Here is a 25317-nt window from a genome sequence, read left to right on the forward strand (position 1 = left end):
ATGCGCGTGCTGATTATCGAAGACGAAGAGAAAACCGCAGACTACCTGCGTCGCGGCCTGACCGAACAGGGCTACGCCGTCGACGTGGCGCGCGATGGCATCGAAGGTCTGCACCTGGCGCTGGAGAACGACCACGCGATCATCATTCTTGATGTGATGTTGCCCGGCCTGGACGGCTTTGGCGTGTTGCGTGCGTTGCGTGCGCGCAAGCAGACGCCCGTCATCATGCTGACCGCTCGCGAGCAGGTCGATGACCGCATTCGCGGCCTGCGCGAAGGTGCCGATGACTATCTCGGCAAACCGTTTTCCTTTCTGGAACTGGTCGCCCGCCTGCAGGCCCTGACCCGCCGCAGCGGCGGCCACGAACCGGTGCAGATCACCATCGCCGACCTGTGGATCGACCTGATCAGCCGCAAGGCGACCCGCGCCGGAATGCGTCTGGACCTGACCGCCAAGGAGTTTTCGCTGCTCAGCGTGCTGGCCAGACGCCAGGGCGACATCCTCTCCAAGACATCAATCGCCGAGATGGTCTGGGACATCAACTTCGACAGTGATACCAACGTGGTCGAAGTCGCAATCAAACGCTTGCGGGCCAAGCTGGACGGTCCTCACGAACACAAACTGCTGCACACCATTCGTGGCATGGGCTACGTGCTGGAGAACCGCAGTGCGGGTTGATTCGATCGCCCTGCGCCTCAGCGGGCTGTTCGCGCTGGTGGCACTGGTGGTATTCCTGCTGATCGGCTGGGCCTTGTACCTGCAGGTCGACAAGAGCCTGGACCTGTTGCCGCGTGCCGAAGTCGATGCGCGCTACAGTGTTCTGGAATCGGCTGTCGGACGTTTCGGCAACCCGGAGCACTGGGGCAAGATCAAGGCAAAACTGGAGTTGCTCAGCGAGGAAGACAAGCGCTTGCGTTTCTGGGTAGTCAGCGACAACCCGCTGTACGAATTCGGCAACCCGGACGCGAACATTCGTCGTTTCGCGCAAGGCGCACCGGGTATGCATGACCTGAAGCTGGCCGATCACCCGTTCGCATTCAAGGTGCTGGTCAGCGAATTCCCGGCCAAGGAACAGCGCCCGGCACTGCGTTTTCTGACCGCCATCGATACCGAGACATTCTGGCATACCCAACACTCGCTGCTGGTCGCGCTGATCAGCCTGGCCACGCTGGGTATTTTGCTGGCTTCGGCGCTTGGTTACTGGGTCGCGCGTATTGGCCTGCGTCCTTTGACCAGCCTATCGCAGGAAGTCCAGAAGCTCGCCCCGCCACGGCTGTCCGGACGCTTGCAGCTGTCGCCGCTGCCACCGGAGCTTGAACAGTTCGTAGCCTCGTTCAACTCCACGCTGGAACGGGTCGAGCAGGCCTACTCAAGGCTCGAGTCGTTCAATGCCGATGTGGCGCACGAGCTTCGCTCACCGCTGACCAACCTGATCGGCCAAACCCAGGTGGCGCTGACCCGCGGCCGCTCTGCCGAGCATTATTTCGAGGTGTTGCAATCAAACCTCGAAGAGCTGGAGCGTTTGCGCTCGATCATCAACGACATGCTGTTTCTGGCCAGCGCGGATCAGGGCACCAAGGTCAAAGCACAGACCTGCGCGTCACTGGCAGACGAAGTCGCCACCACGCTGGATTACCTGGATTTCATTCTGGAAGATGCCCACGTACAAGTCCGGGTTCAGGGCGACGCCAGCGCGCCGATTGAAAAGCCCCGCTTGCGCCGCGCGTTGATCAACCTGCTGCACAACGCCGTGCAACATACCGACGCCGGTCAGGTCATCGAGGTAACTATCGAGTCGCGCGATGCCGATGTGAGTATCAGCGTGACCAATCCTGGCGTGCAGATAGCCCCGGAACATTTGCCTAGGCTGTTCGAGCGCTTTTACCGGGTCGATGCCTCACGCAGCAACAGCGGCGCCAATCATGGCCTGGGGCTGGCCATCGTCAAGGCCATTGCATTGATGCACGGCGGCACCGTGTTCGTGAACAGCGATAACGGTGTCAATACGTTCGGCATACAGCTGCCTCGCTGATCCCTTCAAGAAATAAATTATTCCCCCTGTTTTTTACAGTCGTCCGTGTGCGTCTGTTCGCATCATTTTAAATACACTTGCTTTATTCACATTCCATTCATATGAGGCTATAAGGAGCGTGCTATACACCCAGCATTAAAATCATAAAAATAATGATAACTGTCTTAACCATTTATCAAGATTCATTCGTCTGCAGGTAGAACAACCAATGATGTTGTTTGCGTCATCTCGGCAAGACCGGCTCAAATGGACCCGACCGGAACTCATGCTGATCTTTGGCAGTTCACTGTCAATGTTCGCCATACTGGGGATTGTGGCGTCTTTACTGGTCCGAGAGCGTGACGACGCAGCGCAGACTGCAGCGCGTGCGGCGGCCAATATCGTGCAATTGATTGATGCCGACGTCATGCATAACGCAGAGCTCTACGACTCTTCCCTGCAAGGCATGATCAGCGCATGGCAGCGTCCGGACCTTCAGGACCTGTCACCTGAGCTGCGACAACTTGTCCTGTTTGATCGCTCCACTGCGGCGTCTTACAAAGGCGATCTGGTATTGCTCGATAACAAGGGCGCCATCCTGGCTGACTCACTGTCCGTCATCCCTCGAAACGACAATTTCTCTGACCGTTCCTATTTCAAGGACCACAAGGCGGACCCTTCGCTGGGTCTGCACGTCAGTGCACCGTACAAAAGCCGTTGGGGTTACAAGGACTGGTGCATCAGTTTCAGCCGTCGCATGTCAGGCCCCAATGGAGAGTTCACCGGAATGGTAAGTGCGGCCATGCGACTGGTGTATTTCAAACACTTGTTCATGAGCCAGAATCTGGGTGTCGGCAGCAGTATCAACCTGATCAATACCGCAGGCATCCTGATCGTCCGCTACCCCGATCTGGAGGGTGAAGATCTGATTGGCAAGGATTACAGCCACAGCCCCAACTTTCAGCGCATTCTTCAGGAAGGAGATGGCAGCTTTGCTGCCATGTCGACGCAGTTGAACGCTCGTCGGCTGTATACGTTTTCCCGGGTCGGCAATCTGCCGCTGGTTGTCGTGATCGGTCAATCCGAGGATGAGGTGTATGCCGTATGGCGGCGCAATGCCTGGCTGGTCGGCTCCGCTACCAGCGTACTGTGTCTCGGAATCCTGTGGCTGACATGGCTGCTGTGTCGCGAGTTGCGACGACGCCATCGCGCTGAGGATGCACTGGCCAGCCTGGCTGCAACGGACGGTTTGACAGGGCTCGATAATCGTCGCCAGCTTGACGAAGCCATGGAAACCGAATCGGCGCGGGCACAGCGCTCAGGCAAACAGCTGTCTTTACTGATGATCGACGTAGACCATTTCAAGGCATTCAACGAGCGTCATGGTCATCAGGGCGGTGACGAAGCACTGCGCCTGATTGCACAAACCATCTCCTTCAATATCCGTCGCCCCGGTGACCGGGTTGCACGCTATGGCGGCGAGGAGTTTGTGGTAGTGCTGCCGGAAACCGACTTGCCGGGAGCCATGATGATTGCCGAACAGATCCGCAAGGCAGCTGAATCACTGCCGCCATTTCCGGGTGCGCAACAGCCCATCACCGTGAGTATAGGTGTCGTTTCAGAGATGGTGCGTCAGGGAGACAAACTGGAGGCGTTTTTCGGAATAGCCGACAAGGCGCTTTATCAGGCCAAACACAAGGGTCGTAACCGCGTAGAGCATCGCAGTTCGGTTGCCAGAGAGATGACTGATCAGGTTTGATGAGCTACCGGAGGGCATAAAAAAACGCCAGACTGGCTGGCGTTTTCGGCTACCGCTGCAACATCGAATTACGATGCGGCGTGGGCTGCACGTGCTGCGTCACGCAGTGCTTTTACTTTGTCGTGGTTGGCCAGAACGCCAGCCTGCTGCTTTTCAATCAGCGCAATAACGTTAGGGGAAACGTTCTTGGCACGGGCTTTTTCCAGCGCTTCGCGATAGGCCTTCTTGGCAACGTCTTCGCCTTTTTCGACTTCTTCCAGTACAGCCTTGTCGTCATCCGAAGTCACCATCGACTTCAGGTTGACCCATGCGCGGTGCAGCGCGCCAGACACGCTGGAAGAATCTTCAGGCTTGCCACCCAGTGCGGTCACTTCAGCTTGCAATTCACGAACGGCTGCAGCCACCTCAGTGGAGCGATTGGTAAGGAACGATTTTACCTGAGCGCTTTTTGCGTGTTCTGCGCTGGTACGGAAACCTTCTTCACCGTCTTTGCTGGTTTCGATCAGGTCATTCAGGATAGAGATCGTTTCTTTGTTGATATCAGTCATTTGATAATTTCCTAATGGCAGGTTGATACGAAAGTGTTCGATGTATAGGTAATTGCAGACACCGTGCCAGTTTTTGATATGGAAATAATTGTTTAAAATCAATGAATTAAGAAATTTTCACAATTGACTGTTCGTGACTTCTGCATGATCTGTCGTTTGGCCTGCATGCAGAATGCACGTATCGTGATGTTCGACATGTATTGATGGGAGGCTTGCAGGTGAACCCGGAGAAACTCAGGTTATTGGTGACGCAGGAAATGCCATTCGGCAAATATAAAGGACGGCTGATCGCGGATTTGCCAGGTCATTATCTGAACTGGTTCGCGCGAGAAGGCTTTCCGAAAGGTGAACTGGGAGGTTTGCTGGCATTGATGCAGGAAATCGATCACAACGGCCTTGGCGCGCTATTGGACCCAATGCGCACACGTCCGCGTCAGTCGTTCAAGGACAAGGGATAAACAAAGAGGCGGTCCGGGGGAGAAAAAAACGGTGCTCCGGACCAGGGAGCACCGAAAAGCCATACAACCAACAACAACTTCCTTGCCGGAGTCAGCCGCAAAGGGGCTGACTCCGAAATCCTGAAAATCAGTCAAACAACGCCATTGCCTGCGCAGTGGCTTCCTGTATGCGGCCCCAGTCGCCATTCTTGACCCAGGCGTTATCAATCATCCAGGTCCCGCCCACGCACATAACGTTGGGCAAGGCCATGTAGCTCTTCAGGTTCTGCTCGTTGACGCCGCCAGTCGGGCAGAAACGCACCTCGTTGAAAGGTCCGCCCAGGGCTTTGATTGCCGCCACACCGCCGCTGATCTCGGCCGGAAACAGCTTGAAACGGCGATAGCCCATGGCATAACCGATCATGATTTCCGAAGCACTGCTGACGCCCGGCAAAAGGGGCAACGGGCTGTCGACTGCGGCTTGCAGCAGGTCTTGCGTGCTGCCAGGGGTCACAATGAACTGCGAACCTGCCGCCTCGGCGTCCGCCAGCATCTTGCGGTCCAGAATGGTGCCGGCGCCCACACACAATTCCGGGCGCTGCTCACGCAGAATACGGATGGCGCTCAGACCGAACGCCGAGCGCAGCGTAACTTCCAGTGCAGTCATGCCGCCAGAGGCCAGCGCATCGGCCAGAGGCAGCACATCCTGGTCACGGGCAATGGTGATGACCGGCAGAATCTTCGCCTTGGCGCAGAGTTCGTCAATCTGGGCAATCTTGTTCGCCATGCTGATGAGCGGCTGATTATTTTCGTTCTGTGTCATGGCGACGTTTCCTTTGCTTATGGGCACCAGTAAATCTCGAGAGACGGGTTGAGAAACGCACGCACCGGCATCTCGGCGAGGTCATCGCCCGCCAGCGCGGTGCGCAGGGTGTCGAGTTTGGCCTGGCCGGACACCGACAGGATCGGCGAACGTGCCGACGCCAACAGGCGGCGGGTCAGGGTCAGGCGCTGATGCGGCACGCTCGGTGCGAGCATCGGCAGGCAGCGGCGCTCACCTTGCAGATCAAGGGCTTCTTTCAGGTTCGGGCTACCAGGGAACAGCGACGCGGTATGCCCGTCGTCGCCCATGCCCAGAATCAATACATCAATCGGTGGCAGCTCGGCCAGCGCCTGATCGGCAGCCAGCGCTGCCTCCTCGACACTGCCCGCCACGCTGTACAACCCCAGAAACTTCGCCTTCGCCACAGGCCCCTGCAGCAAGTGGCGCTGCAGCAGGCCCGCATTGCTGTCGGCATGCTCGGTCGGCACGAAACGCTCGTCAGCCAGGCTGATGACTACTTTCGACCAGTCCAGCGGCTGCACGGCCAGGCTCTTGAAAAAAGCCACCGGACTGCGACCACCGGACACCACCAGGGTCGCCAGACCGTTTTCGCCAATTGCCTGCTTCAGGCGCTCGGCGACGTTGGCAGCCAGCGCATCAGCCAGTTGCTGCGCTGTGTCGAAATCACGTGCTACCAGCCCTGCTGGCAGCTCAAGGTCACATATCGCCATACCAGGATCTCCCGTCACGAGTAATCAGGGCAATGGAGCTCATTGGCCCCCAGGTTCCGGCCGGATAAGGCTTGGGCGCGTCGCCCGCCTTCTTCCAGCCAGCGATCAACTGATCGCACCATTGCCAGGCGTACTCGATTTCATCTTTGCGGACAAACAGGTTCTGATTGCCACGCATGACTTCCAGCAACAACCGCTCATAAGCGTCGGGGACACGAGCGCTGCGGTAGGTGTCGGAAAAATTCAGTTGCAAGGGCCCGCTGCGCAGCTGCATGCCTTTGTCCAGCCCCTGGTCCTTGGTCATCACCTGCAAGGAAATACCTTCGTCGGGCTGCAGGCGAATGATCAGGCGGTTGCTGATCTGCAAACGCTGTTCAGGCGCGAAGATGTAGTGCGGCGGCTCTTTGAAATGGATCACGATCTGCGACATTTTCTGCGGCATGCGCTTGCCGGTACGCAGATAAAACGGCGTACCCGACCAGCGCCAGTTGCGGATATCGGCACGCAACGCGACGAAGGTTTCAGTATCGCTCTGGGTGTTGGAGTTCTCTTCCTCCAGATAACCCGGCACCGCCTTGCCTTCGCTGTAGCCAGCAGTGTACTGGCCACGCACCACCTGGGTCGCCAGACGCTCGGGCGTGAACGGTGCCAGCGCCTTGAGCACCTTGACCTTCTCGTCGCGAATACTGTCTGCCGACAGATCGCTGGGCGGGTCCATGGCGATCAGGCAAAGCAGTTGCAGCAAGTGGTTCTGAATCATGTCGCGCAATTGACCGGCCTGATCGAAGTACCCCCAACGGCCCTCGATGCCGACCTTCTCGGCAACCGTGATTTCCACATGAGAAATATGGTTCTGGTTCCACTGGGTTTCGAACAGGCTGTTGGCGAAACGCAGGGCAATAAGGTTCTGTACCGTGTCCTTGCCCAGGTAGTGGTCGATACGATAGACGCGGTTTTCCGGGAAGAACTGCGCCACTGCATCGTTAACCCGGCGCGAAGAAGCCAGGTCGTGGCCAATGGGCTTTTCCAGGACGGCGCGCGTCCGCTCGGCCAGATTGACCGAAGCGAGGTTCTCGCAGATTGCGCCGTAGACCGAGGCCGGGGTGGCGAAATAGGCGATCAGGGTTTCGGCAGTGCCGACGCGTTCGGCAAGCGCGACGTAGTCCTCAGCCTTGAGGAAGTCGACATGCAGGTAGCTGAGGCGCGCCAGAAACCGGCCCAGGTTGTCGGGCTCGAGTTCGGCCTCGGGAATGAAGCGGCGCATGGATTTTTCGATATACGCCAGATGCGACTGTTCGTCGCCGGGTTCACGCGCCAGGGCAAGAATTTTTGTGTCTTCGTGCAGCAGTCCAGCGCGATCAAGCTGATAAAGAGCCGGGAACAGCTTGCGTACCGCCAGGTCCCCCAGGGCACCAAACAGGGCAAATGTGCACGGTTCAACCGTAATCAAGGGCATAATGTTGGTTCTTTTATCAAGTTAGGCTACAAATACCTTTTTTAAAGGCGTTACTCAAGGCCATATGTAGTAATAACCACAACATTCTGCCTAAAAGCATATTTCAGTGGTGATCAACACAGGCCCTCAGTACGATAGGCCACCTTTGCTACAGGCTAAAGAGCTAAAAAAAGCTCAGGCCAAAACCGTTGGTGAATCAGCCCCCGACAAGGACTTTGAATGGACCGCGTAAGAAACCTCCTGGAGCAAATCCAGGGCCGACTCGATGAGTTGAACAAGGCCGAGCGCAAGGTGGCCGAAGTGATCCTGCTCAACCCGCAGATGGCAACGCGGCTGAGCATTGCAGCGCTTGCCCAGGCCGCCAAGGTCAGCGAACCGACGGTCAACCGCTTCTGCCGTTCGTTCAGCGTCAGCGGTTATCCGGAGCTCAAACTGCAACTGGCCCAGAGCCTGGCAAGCGGCGCAGCCTATGTCAGCCGCGCTGTGGAAGCCGACGACAATCCCGAGGCCTACACCCAGAAGATTTTCGGTAGCGCCATTGCTTCGCTCGACAGCGCCTGCCAGCAACTGGACCCGGCGCTGATCAGCAAGTCCGTGGACATGCTGATCCAGGCACGGCAGATCCACTTTTTCGGGCTGGGTGCCTCGGCGCCGGTGGCGCTTGATGCGCAGCACAAATTCTTCCGTTTCAACCTGGCGGTCACGGCGCATGCCGATGTGCTGATGCAACGGATGATTGCGTCGGTGGCCCATACCGGCGAATTGTTCGTGATCATTTCCTACACCGGGCGCACGCGCGAGCTGGTGGAAGTGGCCCGCATCGCCCGTGCAAATGGCGCTTCGGTGCTGGGCCTGACCGCCGCTGGCTCGCCACTGGCGCAGGCCAGCACTGTGAGCCTGAACATTCCATTGCCGGAAGACACCGACATCTACATGCCGATGACCTCGCGGATCATCCAGCTCACCGTTCTCGATGTGTTGGCCACCGGCATGACCCTGCGCCGCGGCGTCGACTTCCAGCCGCACCTGCGCAAGATCAAGGAAAGCCTGAATGACAGCCGCTATCCGATCGAGGATCAGGGCTGACTGGGTGTCGTTGACTATCGTTCACTCTGCGTAGTAATGCCTTTCGTGACGCTCTGCGTCACACAGCGGTTCTGTGACTTCAGGTGAATTGGTGTTCGACTCAGATTCTCGTTCCCACGCTCCGCGTGGTAATGCCTTTCGTGACGCTCTGCGTCACACAGCGGTTCTGTGACTTCAGGTGAATTGGCGTTCGACTCAGATTCTCGTTCCCACGCTCCGCGTGGTAATGCCTTTCGTGACGCTCTGCGTCACACAGTTCTGCGATTCAGTGAGATTTCGGCTCGACTCGATTCACCTTTTCGCCCCTCGGCGAGTTACTTTGATGGAGCCAAAGTAACCAAATCCCCTCGCTCCTGTTTCCGGCCCGACTTCGTCGGGTTCCTTCGCCCTGTCACTGATCCGGGGGGCGCCGCAACGGGCCATCCTTGGCCCGATGCGGCTTGCTCGGCGTCCTGCCTCGCATCCCCCGGATCAGCGCCAGGACTCAGCCGTCACTAACGTCGCACTCTGCGTCGTCAGTGCCATCGTGGTTGAAAAGCGCTTAGAGCAGTTTGTTAAAGGCACGATTCAGATATCACTATCTGTGACATCAAATGGATTGGCGTTCGACTCAGATTCTCGTTCCCACGCTCCGCGTGGTAATGCCCTTCGTGACGCTCTGCGTCACACAGTTCTGCGATTCAGCGAGATTTCGGCTCGACTCGATTCACCTTTTCGCCCCTCGGCGACCTACTTTGATGGGGCCAAAGTAACCAAATCCCCTCGCTCCTGTTTCCGGCCCGACTTCGTCGGGTTCCTTCGCCCTGTCACTGATCCGGGGGGCGCCGCAACGGGCCATCCTTGGCCCGATGCGGCTTGCTCGGCGTCCTGCCTCGCATCCCCCGGATCAGCGCCAGGACTCAGCCGTCACTAACGTCGCACTCTGCGTTGTCTGTGCCATCGTGGTTGAAAAGCGCTTAGAGCAGTTTGGTTAAAGGCACGATTCAGATATCACTATCGTGCCGACGCTCCGCGTCGGCATGCAGTTCGTGACGCTCCGCGTCACACAGCGGTTCTGTGACTTCAGGTGGATTGGTGTTCGACTCAGATTCTCGTTCCCACGCTCCGCGTGGTAATGCCCTTCGTGACGCTCTGCGTCACACAGTTCTGCGATTCAGCGAGATTCAGGCTCGACTTGAGTCACCTTTTCGCCCCTCGGCGACCTACTTTGATGGGGCCAAAGTAACCAAAGCCCCCCGCTCCTGTTTCCGGCCCGACTTCGTCGGGTTCCTTCGCCCTGTCACTGATCCGGGGGTCGCCGCAACGGGCCATCCTTGGCCCGATGCGGCTTGCTCGGCGTCCTGCCTCGCATCCCCCGGATCAGCGCCAGGACTCAGCCGTCACTAACGTCGCACTCTGCGTCGTCAGTGCCATCGCGATAGAAAAGCGCTTTTTCGGCAATGATTGCGGTCTTGACTATCGTGCCGACGCTCCGCGTCGGCATGCAGTTCGTGACGCTCTGCGTCACACGCAAATCACCCCGCCAGGCTGGCCTGCAATTTGAGTTGCACCTGCTCGCCCGGTTGCAGGCTGAAGGCGTCGCCGGAAGTCGAAGCGGCTTCCACGCGCACAAAGCCTGCGGTCTCGCTGCCACACACCCCCAGTAGCGGTCTGTTGCCGGGGTGCCAGACCACGGTATTGACGCTGTCGCCGGTGTCGATGTTCAGTCTGCGCTGCCAGGTCGGGTCCTGCAGTTGCAGGGCTCCCGCATGTTCGAAAACTCGCTGGCAGCCGCCTGCCACACGCAATTCGCCATGTTGCTGGCAGACCTGTCGGCTGAGTTCGTCATAGCCCTGCGCCCCATCAAGGCCCTCAAGCGCGACTTCAGCCACATCGCCAATCCGCCAGTACGCATGCAGCGCATGACTGAAATGACACGGTTCACTGTCCTCGTGGCGTGTGCTCAGACGCAACTCCATGCCCTGCCCCAGCTCGGCATGCAGATCGACCTGCCAGTCCCACAGTTGCAAGCGCCAGTGCAGGCTGACGCCCTTTTCGCTCTCGCTGCTGTCGATCAGTTTCCAGTCCAGCAAGCGCCCCCAGCCGTGTGCCGGCCAGCCGCTTTCACCGGGGTGTCGGCCGTACCAAGGCCAGCACACTGGAACGCCACCCCGAATCGCCCCCACCTGCGGCCATTGTGCAGCGCACCAGAGCCAGGGTTTCTGGCCTTGCGGCTGAAAATGCAGCAACTGCGCGCCCTGGCGACTGAAGACCGCCTGACACTGCGGATGATCGATAACCAGTACATCGCGCAGCTGGTGACGCTCCCACTCGAAAGTGGGTCTGGCACGTCGGGATCGGAAGAAGCGTTGCAATGGATGTTCAGGCAGTTGCGCGTCGAGAGAGGTCATCGCCAATCGCGTCCCTGAAAAATAAAAGGATCAAGCCAAAAAAAACGGGCAGCCAGGCTGCCCGCAAAGCACACACGACCTTTGATCGCGTTACGCGTCAATCAGTAATCAGAACTTCGACTGGATCTTGATGCCCGCCACAATCGCGTCATCAACCTGATCTACACCGCCAGGGTGCTTGACGTACTGCAGGTTGGGACGCACGGTCAGCCAGTTGGTGACGTGGAAGCCGTAGTAGATTTCCGAGTTGTACTCAGTGCTCTGGACCGGCAGGTAGCCAGGGTTGTCGTAGTCGTTGATGCCGCTGATCTGGTTGGCCAGACGCACGCTATCCTGCACATCGTCGTTGACGTGAATACGGGCGATACCGATACCGATGTCATCTTTCGGACGCGAGTTGAAGGGACCTTTGTACGTGAAACCGATCTGCTGGTAGTTATCGACGAAGTTGGTGGCCTTGTCATGCACGGTAGCGTTGGCAAAAATGCTCAGGCCGCGCGATGCATCGCCATCGTGAGTAGTCAGCTGTTGCTGAGCAACAACCCACCAGCCGTGCTTGCTGTCATGCGACTTGAACGCAGCGCCGGTAGCTGCCTGTGGCTGACCGTTAACGTCTTCATAGACATCATCGGCGTTGGGCGTGCTCTTGTAGAAGCCGACACGGTATTCACCGGGCAACGAATTGACGGTCGGGGTCCAGACCAGTTCAACCGGCAGAATCATACCTTTGGTGCCGCTGCCGCTGAGTTTGAAGCCGTTGCCGGTTTCGAGGTTGGACGGGGTCTGCTCGTAGACGCCGACCTGTGCGTACACTTCCGGCGTGATGTTGTACTTCACGCGCAAGGCCCACTGGCTGATTGGCCAGTTGTACCAGGTGTTCACATAGTTACCGACCTGCGAGCCGCAGAACGACAGGTTCTGGAAATCGCAAGGGAAGCTGTTGAAGTCTTCGCCCGGTCCGAAACGACCAGCCTTGACGTCCAGCGCGCCGTCAAAGTACTTCTGCTTGATCCACATTTGCGTCAGACGCCAGGTCTGGCCGCGACCCCAGACTTCCTGGGAGGAACTGAGGGTACCGGCACGAGGGTCGCCGATCCGGTCGTTGGAGATGTTGCGCCCGCTACGTTCGGTGATTGCCAGCTTGAACTCTGCGTCCTGCCAGCCGAAAGCCTTCTGCAAATCGACTTTCATGCCCAGCGCGAACTGGTCGCTGTAGCGGCCGGTCTTGTCGTCGTTGTAACCGCCCTTGATGTTGCTGGCCATCTCGGAAACATATTCCAGCGAGAAGTCATAGCCCTTGTCGAGCAGTTCGGTACGCTTGCCGTTCCAGTCGCCAGTCATCCACGGTGAATCGGCAGAAAATGCGTCGGCCGCATGAACGCTGCCTGCCAGCCCCATCGCACCCAACACCGACAGCGTGCTTACCAACTGGAACCGGGAAAGCGATTTACCTTTGTTGATCTTCTTCATCCCATCAATCCTCGTTTTATTGTTATTAGCTTTGGTAGACGTTTTGCTTCATTCACTGCTTCGTTTTCGCCGGTCGGCCGCTTCATTGTGGCAGTAGACAGGCGGCCAGCGATGCTCGGTGCTGAATCAATTTATCACTTGCGGCTCAACTGGAACATTGTTTGCCCGTTCAGCCAAAGGTGGTGCTCCCAGAACTCCAAGACGCTCACCGCTCTGAGCATCGAAAATCAGCACCCTGGAAGGGTCGAACTGCAGGGTCAGACTTTCGCTCACCTGCGGTGCGACATCCGGCGCAAGGCGACAGCAGACCTTGCTCTGATTGAGCGTGACGAACACCAGCGTGTCCGGCCCGGTAGGCTCGGTCACCTGGACCTCGGCACGGATGGTCGGCATGCCATTCGACTCAGCGCCAGCAAGCATAATCTGTTCCGGCCGGATACCGAGAATGATTTCTCGATCTTCCAGCCCGGCATCGGATACGCCGACCGGCAGCTCGCAACGCGCCTGACCACTGTCGAGTAGCGCAATCAATTGGCCATCCTTGCGTTGCAGACGCAGCGGGATGAAATTCATCGGCGGCGAGCCGATGAAACTGGCGACAAACAGGTTGGCCGGATCGGTGTAAATCTGCTTGGGCGTACCGAATTGCTGAACGATACCGTCCTTCATGACCGCGACCTTGTCGCCCAGCGTCATGGCCTCGATCTGATCATGGGTCACGTAGACGGTGGTGGTTTTAAGGCGCTGGTGCATCAGTTTCATTTCGGTACGCATCTCGACGCGCAACTTGGCATCGAGGTTGGACAACGGCTCATCGAACAGGTAGATCTTGGGACGACGCGCCAAGGCACGCCCCATCGCGACACGCTGCTGCTGGCCACCGGACATCTGGCCCGGCTTGCGATTGAGCAAGTGCTCGATCTGCAACAGCTTGGCTACACGAGCCACTTCCGCGTCGATGTCGGCTTGCGGCATCTTGCGGATCTTCAGCCCGAACGCGATGTTTTCACGCACGCTCATGGTCGGGTAAAGGGCATAGGACTGAAAGACCATCGCGATGTCGCGATCCTTGGGGCTGGTGCTGCTGACGTCCTGGCCATCGATGAGAATCTCACCGCCGCTGATGCTTTCCAGACCGGCAATGCAGTTCATCAAGGTGGATTTGCCACAGCCGGAAGGGCCGACCAGAATCAGAAACTCGCCATCCTTGATCGACAGGTCGATGTTCTTGAGCGTGTCCGGCAAGTTGCTGCCGTAGGTCTTGTTGACGTTGCGTAATTCGAGAGTCGCCATGATTACCCCTTGACCGCGCCGGCCGTGAGCCCACGCAGGAAATACTTGCCAGCCAGTACGTAGACCAGCAGTGTCGGCAGGCCGGCAATCATCGCCGCCGCCATGTCAACGTTGTATTCCTTGGCACCTGTGCTGGTGTTGACCAGATTGTTCAGGGCCACGGTGATCGGCTGAGACTCACCACTGGAGAACACAACGCCAAACAGGAAATCGTTCCATATCTGGGTGAACTGCCAGATAATGCAGACCATCACGATAGGCGTGGACATCGGCAGAATGATGCGCCCGAAGATGGTGAAAAACCCGGCACCGTCCAGCCGTGCAGCCTTGACCAGCGCATCGGGAATGCTGACGTAGTAGTTACGGAAGAATAGCGTGGTGAACGCCAGCCCGTAGACCACATGCACAAACACCAGCCCGGTGGTCGTACTGGCCAGGCCCATTTTGCCCAGCGTAAAGGAAGCCGGCAGCAGAACAGTCTGAAACGGCAGGAAGCAACCAAACAGCAACAGACCGAAGAACAGCTGCGAGCCCTTGAAGCGCCACATCGACAATACATAGCCATTGAGCGCGCCAATGGCGGTGGAAATAATGACTGCCGGAACGGTTATTTTTATCGAGTTCCAGAAATAACCATCTACCAGGTCCCAGGCCTTTATCCAGCCAATTGCGGTGATCACACTTGGCCAGCTCAGCAGGTTGCCGGTGCCGATGTCTTCGGGGGTCTTGAAGCTGGTGAACAGCATCACCACCAGCGGCACCAGATAAATCAGACAGGCCAGTATCAGCACGGCGTAAATCAGAATACGACTGAAGCTGATGCCCGGTTTGCCAACATGACTAGTCATGGCGTTTGGTCCTCAGCTCGGAATACAGGTACGGCACCAGAATCGCCAGGATCGCGCCGAGCATCAGAATCGCACTGGCCGAGCCCATGCCCATCTGGCCGCGGCTAAAGGTGAAGGAGTACATGAACATCGCAGGCAGGTCGGATGAGTAACCGGGGCCACCGGCAGTCATAGCAGCCACCAGATCGAAGCTCTTGATGGCAATGTGCGCAAGGATCATCACGGCACTGAAAAACACCGGACGCAGGCTTGGCAACACAACGCGCCAGTAGATCATCGGCAAACTCGCGCCATCCATCTGCGCAGCGCGAATGATCGATTGATCGACGCCACGCAGGCCCGCCAGAAACAACGCCATGACAAAGCCGGAAGACTGCCAAACCGCAGCAATGACCAGGCAGTAAACAACGCGGTCCGGGTCGATCAGCCAGTCGAGACGAAAACCTTCCCAGCCCCAGTCACGCAGCATCTTGTCCAGGCCCAGGCCAGGGTTGAGCAGCCACTTCCACGCCGTACCGGTGACGATCATCGACAGTGCCATCGGGTACAGGTAAATGGTGCGGATCATGCCCTCACGACGGATCCGCTGGTCCAGCAGGACGGCCAGCAGAACACCGATCACCAGGCTGATGGCAATGAACATCCCGCCAAACACCGCAAGGTTCTTGCTTGCCACCCACCAACGATCGTTGTCCATCAGGCGTGCGTATTGCGCCAGACCTACCCATTTGTAGGACGGCAGAAACGTCGAGTTGGTAAACGAAAGCGCGAATGTCCAGAGGATGTAGCCATAGAAACCCACCAGCACGATGAACATGCTGGGTGCCAGCACCAGTTTTGGTAGCCAGCGTTGCAGCGCATCCATTGGCGAGGCTTTGCTGATCGCAGCGACAGAGCTCATCGGGAGTATCCCATCCGGTGTATCGAATCCAGGCCGCAGCCGCGGGTGAAATCAACAAATGATTTCAGCGCCACGAACTGCGGGCACAGGCGGTTCAGAGAGAGTTACTGGGCCGATTTGACCGCAGTGGCCAGCTTCTTGGCTGTCGCTGCAGGATCAGCTGCCGGGTCGTTGATGTAGTTGGTGACTACATCAAAGAAAGCACCCTGCACCGCCAGCGTAGTGGCCATGTTGTGCGCCATGCTCGGTTGCAGGCCACCGGTCTTCGAATCGGCCAGGAAATCCTTGGCAGCGGTTTGCGCGCACGAGTCGAAACCGTACTTGCTCATGTCGGACAGCATGTCCTCACGAACCGGGATCGAGCCCTTGTTGATGCTGAAGACTTTCTGGAAGTCCTCGCCCATCGCGACCTTGGCCAGATCCTGCTGTGCGGCAGTGGTGCCCTTGTCTTTCTGCTTGAACACCGCCAGCGAGTCGATGTTGTAGGTAAACGCCTTGTCGGTGCCAGGGAAGGCTACGCACTGGTAATCCTTGCCTGCGACCTTCTTGGCTGCGGTCCATTCACTCTTGGCCCAGTCACCCATGATCTGCATGCCGACCTTGCCGTTGATAACCTTGGCAGCTTCCAGGTTCCAGTCCTGGCCCTTGCCATCGGCATCCATGTAGGTCGCGACTTTCTTGAGCTCGGTGAGGGACTTGACCATGCCTTCACCGGTCAACGCGTCCTTGTCCAGATCAACCAAGGCCTTCTTGTAGCCATCAGCGCCCATGACCGAGAGCACAACGGCTTCGAAGACAGTGCTGTCCTGCCACGGCTGACCACCGTGGGCGAGCGGGATGAAACCGGCTTTTTTCAGCTTGTCGCCCGCAGCGTAAAATTCTTCGAGCGTGGTGGGTGCCTTATCGATACCGGCTTTCTTGAAGACTTCAGGGTTGATCCACAGCCAGTTGACGCGGTGAATATTCACCGGCACCGCTACGTAATCACCGTCGTACTTCACGGTGTCGGAGACCTTCTTGTCCAGCAGCGAGTCCCATTTTTCGGCCTTGGCGACGTCTTTCAACGCGTCCGTATCAAGCAGACCGGTAGAGGCCCATTCCTGAATGTCAGGCCCTTTGATCTGGGCAACACCTGGCGGGTTACCGGCAACCGCACGGCTCTTGAGCACGGTCATGGCGGTGGAACCGCCACCGCCGGCAATGGCGCCGTCCTTCCAGACAAAGCCGTCTTTTTCGACCTGCGCCTTCAGAACATCGACCGCAGCCTTTTCGCCACCCGACGTCCACCAGTGCACAACTTCTACAGTGCCTTTGGATTCAGAGGCAGTAGCGCTCAGAGGGAACAACGAAGCGAGAGAGATGACAACAGCGAGACGTGACATGGAATTCATCGAATTGACCTTTCTTGTTGTTATGCATGAGCAAGTCTGATGCTTGCGCTTCGTGGGAGTCTAACCAAGCCTGAAGCGCCGACAGTAACGAAGGGACGCGCAATTGTCACAGGATGGTGACAATTGAAATCCCGGTGCAATCGCTAGCTAAAAGCCACTGTGCAGCGCGTCATTCCGCAGTTCTCGGAAGGTACAATGTTACCCGCAACCCACCCTCACGCAGGTTCTGCAGGCTGACTTCGCCACCGTGACTGTGGGCAATGTTGCGCGCGATACCCAGGCCCAGACCGTAGCCCTGCTGCTGATTGCCTGCCAGACGGAAATGCGGTTCGAAAACGTGTTCGAGACGTTGTTCGGGCACACCAGGCCCTTCGTCATCCACATGCAGTACGAACGCCTGGGCATCGTCCTCGACTTTCAGATGCGCGCGATCACCGTATTTGAGCGCGTTATCGATCAGGTTGCCGATGCAGCGCTTGAGCGCCAGTGGTTTGCCGGAATAGGCAGCCTGAGCCTCACCCTGCTGCGTGACCCGTCCATTGCCGTCAGCAAGCAGCCAGGGCTCGACCAGGCAATCAAGCAGTGCATTGAGGTCCACCGGCTCGATGTTTTCATGAATATCGGTGTCTTTGACGCACTGCAGCGCGCCTTTGACCAGCAATTCCAGTTCGTCCAGATCGCGGCTGAATTTACGCTGCATGTGCTCATCTTCCAGCAGCTCGACACGCAACCGCAGCCGGGTGATGGGCGTGCGCAGATCATGCGAGATGGCACTGAACAACTGACCCCGTTCGGTCAGGTAGCGGCTGATACGGGTGCGCATGGCGTTGAACGCACGGCTGACCTCGATCACCTCGCTGCCGCCGCCCTCGACCACCGGCTCGACGTCCGCGCCCAGTGACATGTCCCGTGCGGCCCGCGCCAGGCGTTTGAGCGGCCGGCTCTGCCAATGCACCAGCAAACCGATGAACAACAGCAAAAACATGCTGGTCAGGACGATGAATGAAACCTGCTGAAGGGGCAACTCCTGTTCCTCCAGCGAGGTGTAGGGCTCAGGCAGCAGAGAGGCAATGTAAAACCATTCACCGGGCGCCATTTCGATTTGCGTAACCAGCACCGGCGGGTTCACCGGTTCAAGTGTCAGCGCGTAATGCGCCCAGGAACGCGGCAGTTCATCGAGCTTCAGGCCGCTGTTGAAAATGCGCAGCTCATCGGGCCGCGCAAACCATACGGTGATGTCCGGCCCATTGCCCAGACGCTGGCGCAATACCTCGCCCACCACGTCCAGCACCGCCTGCTTGCGAGGCGTGGGCTGCATGATTTGCATATCCAGCGGGTGATCGTTGAGCGAGACGACGAAACGGGTCCCGCCCATACTGCGCAGTTGATCCAGCACCATGGGCCGGTAGGCCAGCGGCAATGAGCGAAAGTAACTGACACTGGCCGCCATCGAGTAAGCGAGGCTGCGCGCGCTGGTCACCAGCCCTTCGGTCTGTGTGGCGCGCAACTGTGACAGCCAGATCACACTGGACAGTGTCTGAGCCAGCAGAACCGCCAGTAACGTCAACAGCAGCATGCGCCCCAGCAATGAGCGCGGCAGTGGCAGGCCGGTTCTTTTCGCTCCTGCCACCGGCGAGTTAATAGCCGTTGCCCGCTTGCGAGTTGACGTTCGCGGCCAGCAGATAACCACTGCCGCGAATGGTGCGGATCAGGCGCGGCGACTTGCCGGTATCGCGCAGACGCTGACGCAGCCGACTGACCGCCATGTCGACGATCCGCTCCAGCGGCATCAGCTCACGCCCGCGTGTGGCATTGCCGATAGTGTCGCGGTCGAGAATCTGCTGGGGGTTGTCGAGAAACAGCTTGAGCAGCGCAAAGTCGGCACCGGACAGAATCACTTCTTCGCCGTCATTGTGAAACAACCTGTGACTGACCATGTCCAGCCGCCATTCGTCGAACAGAATGACATCGCCGCCAGGACGCTCCTGACCGAACTGGGCGCGCCTCAACAGTGCCTTGATACGCGCTTGCAGCTCACGCGGGCTGAACGGCTTACCCAGATAATCATCAGCGCCCAATTCCAGGCCGATGACCCGATCGGCTTCGTCCGAACTGGCGGTCAACATGATGATCGGCACATGCGGCTGGCGCGGATGCTGACGGATCCATTTGCACAGACTGAAACCGTCTTCATCGGGCAGCATCACATCAAGGATCAGCAAATCACTGGGTTCTTCGTTGAAGGCGCGGCGAAAATCAGCGCCATCACCCACCGTGCGCACCTGAAAACCGGCACGACTCAGGTAGGTGTCCAGCAACTCGCGAATCTCCTGATCGTCATCCACCAGCAGGATCGATTTACTGACTGAACTCAAGTTGAGGCGTCCTTGTTTGACGGTGAATCTTTGTTGTTATGGGATGCTGCTCAGATCTGCGAACCGAAGGCCTGTTGCAGAGCGACGCCTGAGCCCATCAGGCCAGGGTACTCGGCGGTCACCAGCCAGACCGGCAGGTTCTTGAAATAGTCGCTCATCACGCCCTTCTCGGCCATGGCGCGCTTGAAACCGCTGTTGATAAAGAACTCAGTGAAGCGCGGCACCACGCCGCCGACAATGTACACGCCGCCCAGGCTGCCCAGGGTCAGCACATTGTTGCCCACCACCCTGCCTAGAAACACACAGAACTGCTCCAGCACGGCTGCGGCTACCGGGTCGCCCGCCAGCGCTGCCGAGGTGACAGCCGCAGGCGACTTGAGCACTGGCTCGATATCGTCCAGGGCGCAACTGACCTGATAGAGCAACAGCAAGCCCGCGCCACTGAGTACCACTTCAGCGCTGACATGCTCATGCTCAGCCATCAGGCGTGTCCATAACAGGGCCTCGCGTGCCGTGCCGATTGGCAGGTCAGCATGCCCGCCCTCGCCCGGCAGCGCCAGCCAGCGACTGCCGTCAAGCTTGATCAGCGTACCGATGCCCAGCCCGGTACCCGGCCCGACCACCACACGCGGCCGATCAGGCTTGCCAGCGCCAGGGCAAACCGTCAGGTATTCATCTTCCTTGAGCCGGGTCATGCCCAGCGCCATGGCGGTGAAGTCGTTGATCAGCAGCAGGTGATCGACTTTCAGGTCGGCGCAAAATGCCTCACGGCTCAACTGCCAGTGGCTGTTGGTGAACTGGAAAAAATCGCCATCCACCGGTCCGGCCACGGCCAGGCATACGTGGCTGATATCACCGCGCTGCAATTCAAGGTCCTGCAGATAGACTTCGATGGCCTTTTCCGGGCCGGCATAGTCAATGGTCGGGAATACCCGGACAGAATGCAGCGTGTCGTCTTCCCAAATGGCAAAACGTGCATTGGTACCGCCTATATCACCGACCAGGGCCAACTTCACTTGAGCGTCTCCAGACTAGAAGTAAAGGCGCTGGCACCCTGCTCTGCGGAGCTGAAGGCCATGCGCATGAATCCAAAGAGCTCGCGGCCACAGCCGACACTGTTGTCGATCTGGTTGATGGCCGGTTCTCTGGCGGCCAATTCTGACGCTTCGACCAGAACTTGTAACGTGCCTTTTACGCCATCCACACGGATCACATCACCATCGCGCACCAGTGCCAACGGGCCACCATCAAACGCTTCAGGGCAGACATGAATGGCCGCCGGGATCTTGCCCGACGCGCCCGACATGCGTCCGTCGGTGACCAGCGCCACCTTGAAACCACGGTCCTGCAGAACACCCAGAAACGGCGTCATCTTGTGCAACTCGGGCATGCCGTTGCAGCGCGGCCCCTGGAAGCGCATCACGGCGACGAAATCGCACTCCAGTTCACCCGCCTTGAAAGCATCGGCCAGCTCCTTCTGATCCTGAAAGACCTTGGCTGGTGCCTCGACGATCTGATGCTCCGGGGCCACGGCAGAGACTTTCATCACCCCGCGGCCCAGATTGCCTTCCATGACCCGCAGACCACCTTCCGGCGAGAACGGACGGGCGACCGGACGCAAAATGTTTTCATCAAGGCTTTCAAGCGGTCCTTCGCGCCAGACCAGCTTGCCATCCTCCAGGAATGGCTCTTTGGTATAGCGGCTCAAGCCGTAACCGGCCACGGTATTGACGTTTTCGTGCAACAAACCGGCAGCCAGCAACTCACGGATCAGGAACGACATGCCGCCCGCCGCCTGGAAGTGGTTGATATCGGCTTTGCCGTTGGGGTAGACGTGACTCAGGGTTGGCACCACTTCCGACAGGTCGGCCATGTCCTGCCAGGTCAGTTGAATGCCCGCGGCCTGGGCAATCGCCGGCATGTGCAGCGTGTGGTTGGTCGAGCCACCTGTCGCGTGCAGGGCAACGATGGAGTTGACCAGCGAGCGCTCGTCGACGATTTCGCCGATCGGCATGAAGCTGCCGCTCTGCTTGGTCAGACGCGTCACCTGGCGAGCTGCTTCGGCGGTCAGTGCATCGCGCAGTGGTGTGTAGGGATTGACGAACGAGGCACCGGGAAGGTGCATGCCCATGACTTCCATCAGCAGCTGGTTGGTGTTGGCAGTGCCGTAGAAGGTGCAGGTTCCCGGACCGTGATAGGACTTCATTTCCGAGTCGAGCAACTCTTCACGGCTGGCCTTGCCTTCCGCGTAACGCTGCCGTACGTCGGCTTTTTCCTTGTTGGAGATACCTGAAACCATTGGTCCGCCCGGCACGAAGATGGTCGGCAGATGACCAAAACGCAGTGCGCCCATCATCAAGCCAGGGACGATCTTGTCGCAGATACCCAGCATCATCGCGGCGTCGAACATATTGTGTGACAACGCAACTGCCGTGGACATGGCAATCACTTCGCGACTGGCAATCGCCAGCTCCATACCCGGCTCACCCTGAGTCACGCCATCGCACATGGCAGGCACGCCGCCGGCAAACTGACCGACCGAACCAATGTCACGTAAAGCCTGTTTGATCTGGGCAGGAAAGTGTTCGTAGGGTTGATGCGCCGAGAGCATCTCGTTGTAGGAGGAGACGATTGCCACGTTGGCGGCGTTCATCAGACGCAGGCTTTGCTTGTCTTCAGGCCCGCAGGCAGCGACGCCGTGAGCAAAGTTGGCACATTGAAGCTTGCCGCGCATCGGGCCATCGCTCGCTGCGCCGCGAATCAATTGAAGGTAGCGCTGACGGGTATCGCGACTGCGGGCGATGAGTCGCTCGGTTACTTCAAGGACGCGGGGATGCATGTGATGAACTCCAGGCTAACGTCTAAGGTCACCCGTAAAGACGGTTCCGGTTTTCGAGCAGTGACGGGCGGGGAGCAGAACCCTGATCTCGATCAACCGGGAGGGCCTTTCAGGCTTGTAGTTGTAGATAAAACAAAATATTGCCACTAAAAAGGCTTGTTTTCTATTTCTATGAGAATAATCTTGTAATTCCAACAACAAATTCAGAAGGACGGCTGTATGACTCTTCGTATCGCAATCAACGGTTTTGGCCGCATCGGCCGCAACGTCCTACGCGCACTGTATACCCAAGGCTACCGCCAGGACCTGCAGGTCGTCGCCATCAACGATCTTGGCGACAGCGAAATGAACGCACACCTGCTGCGCTTCGACACCGTACACGGCCCTTTCAGCGGCACGGTCGAGTGCGACAAGGATAGCCTGACCGTCAATGGTGACCGTATTTCGGTCAGTGCCATTCGCAATCCGGCCGAGCTGCCGTGGAAGGCGCAGGACATTGATGTAGTGTTCGAGTGCACCGGCCTGTTCACCAGCCGTGACAAGGCCGCAGCGCACCTTACTGCCGGTGCACGCAAGGTCATTATCTCCGCCCCGGCCAGCGGTGCCGATGCCACCATCGTCTATGGTGTCAACCACGACACGCTGCGTCAGTCGCACCAGATCATCTCCAGTGCATCCTGCACCACCAATTGCCTGGCCCCGGTCGCCCAGGTACTGCACCGTGAACTGGGGATCGAAAATGGCCTGATGACCACCATCCATGCCTACACCAACGACCAGAACCTGATCGATGTCTATCACACCGATCCGTACCGCGCCCGCTCGGCGACGCAGTCGATGATCCCGAGCAAGACCGGCGCTGCCGAAGCAGTGGGCCTGGTACTGCCGGAGCTGGCAGGCAAACTCACCGGCATGGCGGTACGCGTACCGGTCATCAACGTTTCGCTGGTCGACCTGACCGTGACCCTGAAGCGTGAAACCACGGTCGATGAAGTCAACGCGCTGATGAAAGAAGCCAGCCAGCATTCCAAGGTGCTGGGCTACAACGCCCTGCCGCTGGTTTCCCACGACTTCAATCACAACCCGTTGTCGTCGATTTTCGACGCCAATCACACCAAGGTCAGTGGCAAGTTGCTCAAGGTACTGTCGTGGTACGACAACGAATGGGCGTTCTCCAATCGCATGCTCGACAACTGCCTGGCGCTGCACAACGCCGAGTAAATTCAGCGTCGCAGTGGGCAGCAGCGTAAGATAATTATTTACAGATGCAGGCTTGACCCGACCAAAAGATGAGAAGCATTATCATTTGCTCACATCTCTGGTCGGGCCTCTCTGTGTCGCAGTCACGCTTCAACGATGTCTTTCTGGCACAGCGCCCGGTTCTGCTACGCACCCTGCAACGCATGGTCGGCAACCAAAACGCTGCCGAAGACCTGCTTCAGGAAACCTGGCTGCGCGTCAGCCGTGCATTGACCGAACACCCCGTCGACCACCTTGAACCCTTCGTCTTTCAGACCGCCCGCAACCTGGCGCTGGATCATTTGCGTGCACGGCGTATTCATGGCCGGACCATGCTCGAAGATGTCTCACCCGCCCAACTCGAAAGCGTCGTAGCCCAGATGGGCTCGCCTGAGGACGCTGCGCATGCCAAGCGCCTGCTTGAAAACCTGAGTGCCAGCCTGAGTACGTTGAGCCCGCGTCAGCAGAAAATCTTTACCCTCAGCCGCCTCGATGGCCGCAGTTATCTGGAAATCGCCGAGCAGCTTCAGGTCTCCGCCAGTACTGTCCAGAAAGAACTGAAACTGATCATGGCCATCTGCGTAGGCGTCCTCTCAAGACTTGACCCGCCCTGAACCCTGCCGCACGCTGCCAGACTCTTATCGATACAGTTTCAGGATTGCCGAGGAACACTGTGGCCCCGAGAACCGAACGCCCGCACGCGATTGCGCAGGACGTGTTGAGCAATGCTGCAATGGATCAGGCACTGACCTGGCTGGTCGAACTGGAAGGCGCAGACGCCACCCGGCTTGCCCGTTTTCAGGAATGGCTGAACGCCGATCCAGAACACGCACGCGCCTTCGATAAGGCCCGGACACTCTGGAATTCACAGCCGGTTCAGCGCGCCGCCGAAAGCATCGCGCAACCCCGCAAGCCATCGGCGTGGCAACGTGTCCGTGCGCAATGGAAACCTCTGGCCACTGCTGCGGTGTTGCTATTGGGGCTGTTCAGTTTCAGCAATCTGCCGCTGCGCCTGCAGGCCGATCACCTGACCATAGTGGGTGAGCGCCAGCGCCTGGAACTGGCAGACGGCTCGAAAGTGCTGCTCAACACCGACTCGGCGTTCTCCAGTCAGATCGGTGAACAACAGCGCTCTGCTCGCCTGCTGCAAGGCGAAGCATTCTTCGATGTCAGTTCCAGAGCGGGCGTGCCACTGGAAATCGAAGCCGGACCGGTGCGCATGAGTGCCAACAGCACCGAATTTTCCGTGCGTTATCTGAACGGCGTTGCCCAGGTAAAAGTGCAGCGCGGCGCTGTCGACGTGCGTGCCACACGCGGCGACTCCAGCGTCAGCCTGGGGGCCGGAGAAAGCGTTCGCGTGGGGCCTGCTGGCTTCGGGCATCGTGAAAAGCTTGACCCGCTCAGGGATTTCGCCTGGGTGCAAGGTCGACTGATCTTCGATAACCGCCCGCTGAGCGAAGTGCTGACCGAGCTGCGTCGTTACTATCCCGGCTGGATCATCAGCACCAACCCGCAACTGGATCGTGTGGCAGTGACCGGCAACTATCGCCTGGACAACCCGCTCGACGTGGTGCGGTCGCTGGCACAGATCACCTCGGCAAGCCTTCACGAAATGCCTGCGCTAGTGATTCTCAACTGAAGCAAAGTTTTTTTACTCGATAGCGACTGCCCGTTCGTCTAGTTATAGCCAATGCAACTGATTCTCATTTTGAAACGGTTT

Annotated in this window: 22 protein-coding genes; 8 read left to right on the forward strand and 14 right to left on the reverse strand. The window is 58.3% G+C overall.

What is annotated here, in order from left to right:
- The 3 genes from LJU29_RS21120 (at position 1) to LJU29_RS21130 (ending at position 3770) form a co-directional block, all read left to right on the forward strand.
- Complete coding sequence (locus tag LJU29_RS21120; protein WP_002552331.1) at positions 1–678, forward strand: heavy metal response regulator transcription factor; 678 nt, start codon at positions 1–3, stop codon at positions 676–678.
- Complete coding sequence (locus tag LJU29_RS21125; RefSeq protein ID WP_257111163.1) at positions 668–2032, forward strand: heavy metal sensor histidine kinase; 1365 nt, start codon at positions 668–670, stop codon at positions 2030–2032. The genes LJU29_RS21120 and LJU29_RS21125 overlap by 11 nt, the downstream gene beginning before the upstream one ends.
- Before the next feature lie 208 nt (positions 2033–2240).
- Positions 2241–3770: a sensor domain-containing diguanylate cyclase gene (locus LJU29_RS21130; RefSeq protein ID WP_257111164.1), complete on the forward strand. Its 1530-nt coding sequence runs from the start codon at positions 2241–2243 to the stop codon at positions 3768–3770.
- A gap of 68 nt (positions 3771–3838) precedes the next feature.
- Here the strand turns inward: LJU29_RS21130 and LJU29_RS21135 are convergent, their stop codons facing one another.
- Positions 3839–4318, reverse strand: a complete 480-nt coding sequence (locus LJU29_RS21135; protein WP_005756816.1) for a PA2169 family four-helix-bundle protein — start codon at positions 4316–4318, stop codon at positions 3839–3841.
- 203 nt (positions 4319–4521) lie between these two features.
- Between LJU29_RS21135 and LJU29_RS21140 the strand changes: the two genes are divergently transcribed.
- On the forward strand, positions 4522–4776 hold the full coding sequence (locus LJU29_RS21140; RefSeq protein ID WP_183137971.1) for a DUF3820 family protein: 255 nt from the start codon (positions 4522–4524) through the stop codon (positions 4774–4776).
- 127 nt (positions 4777–4903) lie between these two features.
- Here the strand turns inward: LJU29_RS21140 and LJU29_RS21145 are convergent, their stop codons facing one another.
- From LJU29_RS21145 to zwf, 3 genes are read right to left on the reverse strand one after another with little or no spacing between them, the layout of a single operon-like run.
- On the reverse strand, positions 4904–5578 hold the full coding sequence (locus LJU29_RS21145; protein ID WP_005756820.1) for a bifunctional 4-hydroxy-2-oxoglutarate aldolase/2-dehydro-3-deoxy-phosphogluconate aldolase: 675 nt from the start codon (positions 5576–5578) through the stop codon (positions 4904–4906).
- A gap of 17 nt (positions 5579–5595) precedes the next feature.
- Positions 5596–6309: a 6-phosphogluconolactonase gene (gene pgl, locus LJU29_RS21150; RefSeq protein ID WP_122322860.1), complete on the reverse strand. Its 714-nt coding sequence runs from the start codon at positions 6307–6309 to the stop codon at positions 5596–5598.
- Entirely contained in the window at positions 6296–7765 is a 1470-nt protein-coding gene (zwf, locus tag LJU29_RS21155) for a glucose-6-phosphate dehydrogenase (protein WP_004656035.1), read from the reverse strand. Before zwf ends, pgl begins: the two co-directional genes overlap by 14 nt.
- A 219-nt stretch (positions 7766–7984) precedes the next feature.
- Between zwf and LJU29_RS21160 the strand changes: the two genes are divergently transcribed.
- Positions 7985–8851: a MurR/RpiR family transcriptional regulator gene (locus LJU29_RS21160; RefSeq protein ID WP_002552324.1), complete on the forward strand. Its 867-nt coding sequence runs from the start codon at positions 7985–7987 to the stop codon at positions 8849–8851.
- 1514 nt (positions 8852–10365) lie between these two features.
- On the opposite strand, the gene LJU29_RS21165 is transcribed toward LJU29_RS21160, so the two are convergent.
- From LJU29_RS21165 to edd, 10 genes are all read right to left on the reverse strand, one after another.
- On the reverse strand, positions 10366–11241 hold the full coding sequence (locus LJU29_RS21165) for a D-hexose-6-phosphate mutarotase (protein ID WP_057422813.1): 876 nt from the start codon (positions 11239–11241) through the stop codon (positions 10366–10368).
- 108 nt (positions 11242–11349) lie between these two features.
- The gene (locus LJU29_RS21170; protein WP_257111165.1) at positions 11350–12711 is read right to left on the reverse strand and encodes a carbohydrate porin; all 1362 of its coding nucleotides are present in this window, start codon (positions 12709–12711) and stop codon (positions 11350–11352) included.
- A gap of 126 nt (positions 12712–12837) precedes the next feature.
- Positions 12838–14004: an ABC transporter ATP-binding protein gene (locus LJU29_RS21175; protein ID WP_057452667.1), complete on the reverse strand. Its 1167-nt coding sequence runs from the start codon at positions 14002–14004 to the stop codon at positions 12838–12840.
- 2 nt (positions 14005–14006) lie between these two features.
- A complete protein-coding gene (locus LJU29_RS21180; protein ID WP_257111166.1) occupies positions 14007–14852 on the reverse strand; it encodes a carbohydrate ABC transporter permease in 846 nt (281 codons plus the stop codon).
- Positions 14845–15753, reverse strand: coding sequence for a carbohydrate ABC transporter permease (locus LJU29_RS21185; protein WP_004666129.1), 909 nt, complete (start codon positions 15751–15753; stop codon positions 14845–14847). Before LJU29_RS21185 ends, LJU29_RS21180 begins: the two co-directional genes overlap by 8 nt.
- A 104-nt stretch (positions 15754–15857) precedes the next feature.
- A complete protein-coding gene (locus tag LJU29_RS21190) occupies positions 15858–17144 on the reverse strand; it encodes an ABC transporter substrate-binding protein (protein ID WP_257111167.1) in 1287 nt (428 codons plus the stop codon).
- 169 nt (positions 17145–17313) lie between these two features.
- The gene (locus tag LJU29_RS21195; protein WP_306459381.1) at positions 17314–18720 is read right to left on the reverse strand and encodes an ATP-binding protein; all 1407 of its coding nucleotides are present in this window, start codon (positions 18718–18720) and stop codon (positions 17314–17316) included.
- 61 nt (positions 18721–18781) lie between these two features.
- Entirely contained in the window at positions 18782–19519 is a 738-nt protein-coding gene (locus LJU29_RS21200; protein WP_004656016.1) for a response regulator, read from the reverse strand.
- 50 nt (positions 19520–19569) lie between these two features.
- Positions 19570–20535 carry a glucokinase gene (locus LJU29_RS21205; RefSeq protein ID WP_002552316.1) on the reverse strand — a complete coding sequence of 322 codons (966 nt, stop codon included), beginning with the start codon at positions 20533–20535 and terminating at the stop codon, positions 19570–19572.
- Entirely contained in the window at positions 20532–22358 is a 1827-nt protein-coding gene (edd, locus tag LJU29_RS21210; RefSeq protein ID WP_057423476.1) for a phosphogluconate dehydratase, read from the reverse strand. The genes LJU29_RS21205 and edd overlap by 4 nt, the downstream gene beginning before the upstream one ends.
- 219 nt (positions 22359–22577) lie before the next feature.
- On the opposite strand from edd, the gene gap reads away from it, so the two are divergent.
- The 3 genes from gap (at position 22578) to LJU29_RS21225 (ending at position 25236) form a co-directional block, all read left to right on the forward strand.
- A complete protein-coding gene (gap, locus tag LJU29_RS21215; RefSeq protein WP_005756842.1) occupies positions 22578–23579 on the forward strand; it encodes a type I glyceraldehyde-3-phosphate dehydrogenase in 1002 nt (333 codons plus the stop codon).
- A gap of 113 nt (positions 23580–23692) precedes the next feature.
- Positions 23693–24211, forward strand: a complete 519-nt coding sequence (locus tag LJU29_RS21220) for an RNA polymerase sigma factor (RefSeq protein WP_002552313.1) — start codon at positions 23693–23695, stop codon at positions 24209–24211.
- A 59-nt stretch (positions 24212–24270) separates the two neighbouring features.
- Complete coding sequence (locus tag LJU29_RS21225; RefSeq protein WP_005756844.1) at positions 24271–25236, forward strand: FecR family protein; 966 nt, start codon at positions 24271–24273, stop codon at positions 25234–25236.
- Positions 25237–25317 lie beyond the last annotated feature (81 nt).

The sequence above is a fragment of the Pseudomonas ficuserectae genome (assembly GCF_024584585.1).
In the GTDB taxonomy this organism is placed as follows: Bacteria; Pseudomonadota; Gammaproteobacteria; order Pseudomonadales; family Pseudomonadaceae; genus Aquipseudomonas; species Aquipseudomonas amygdali.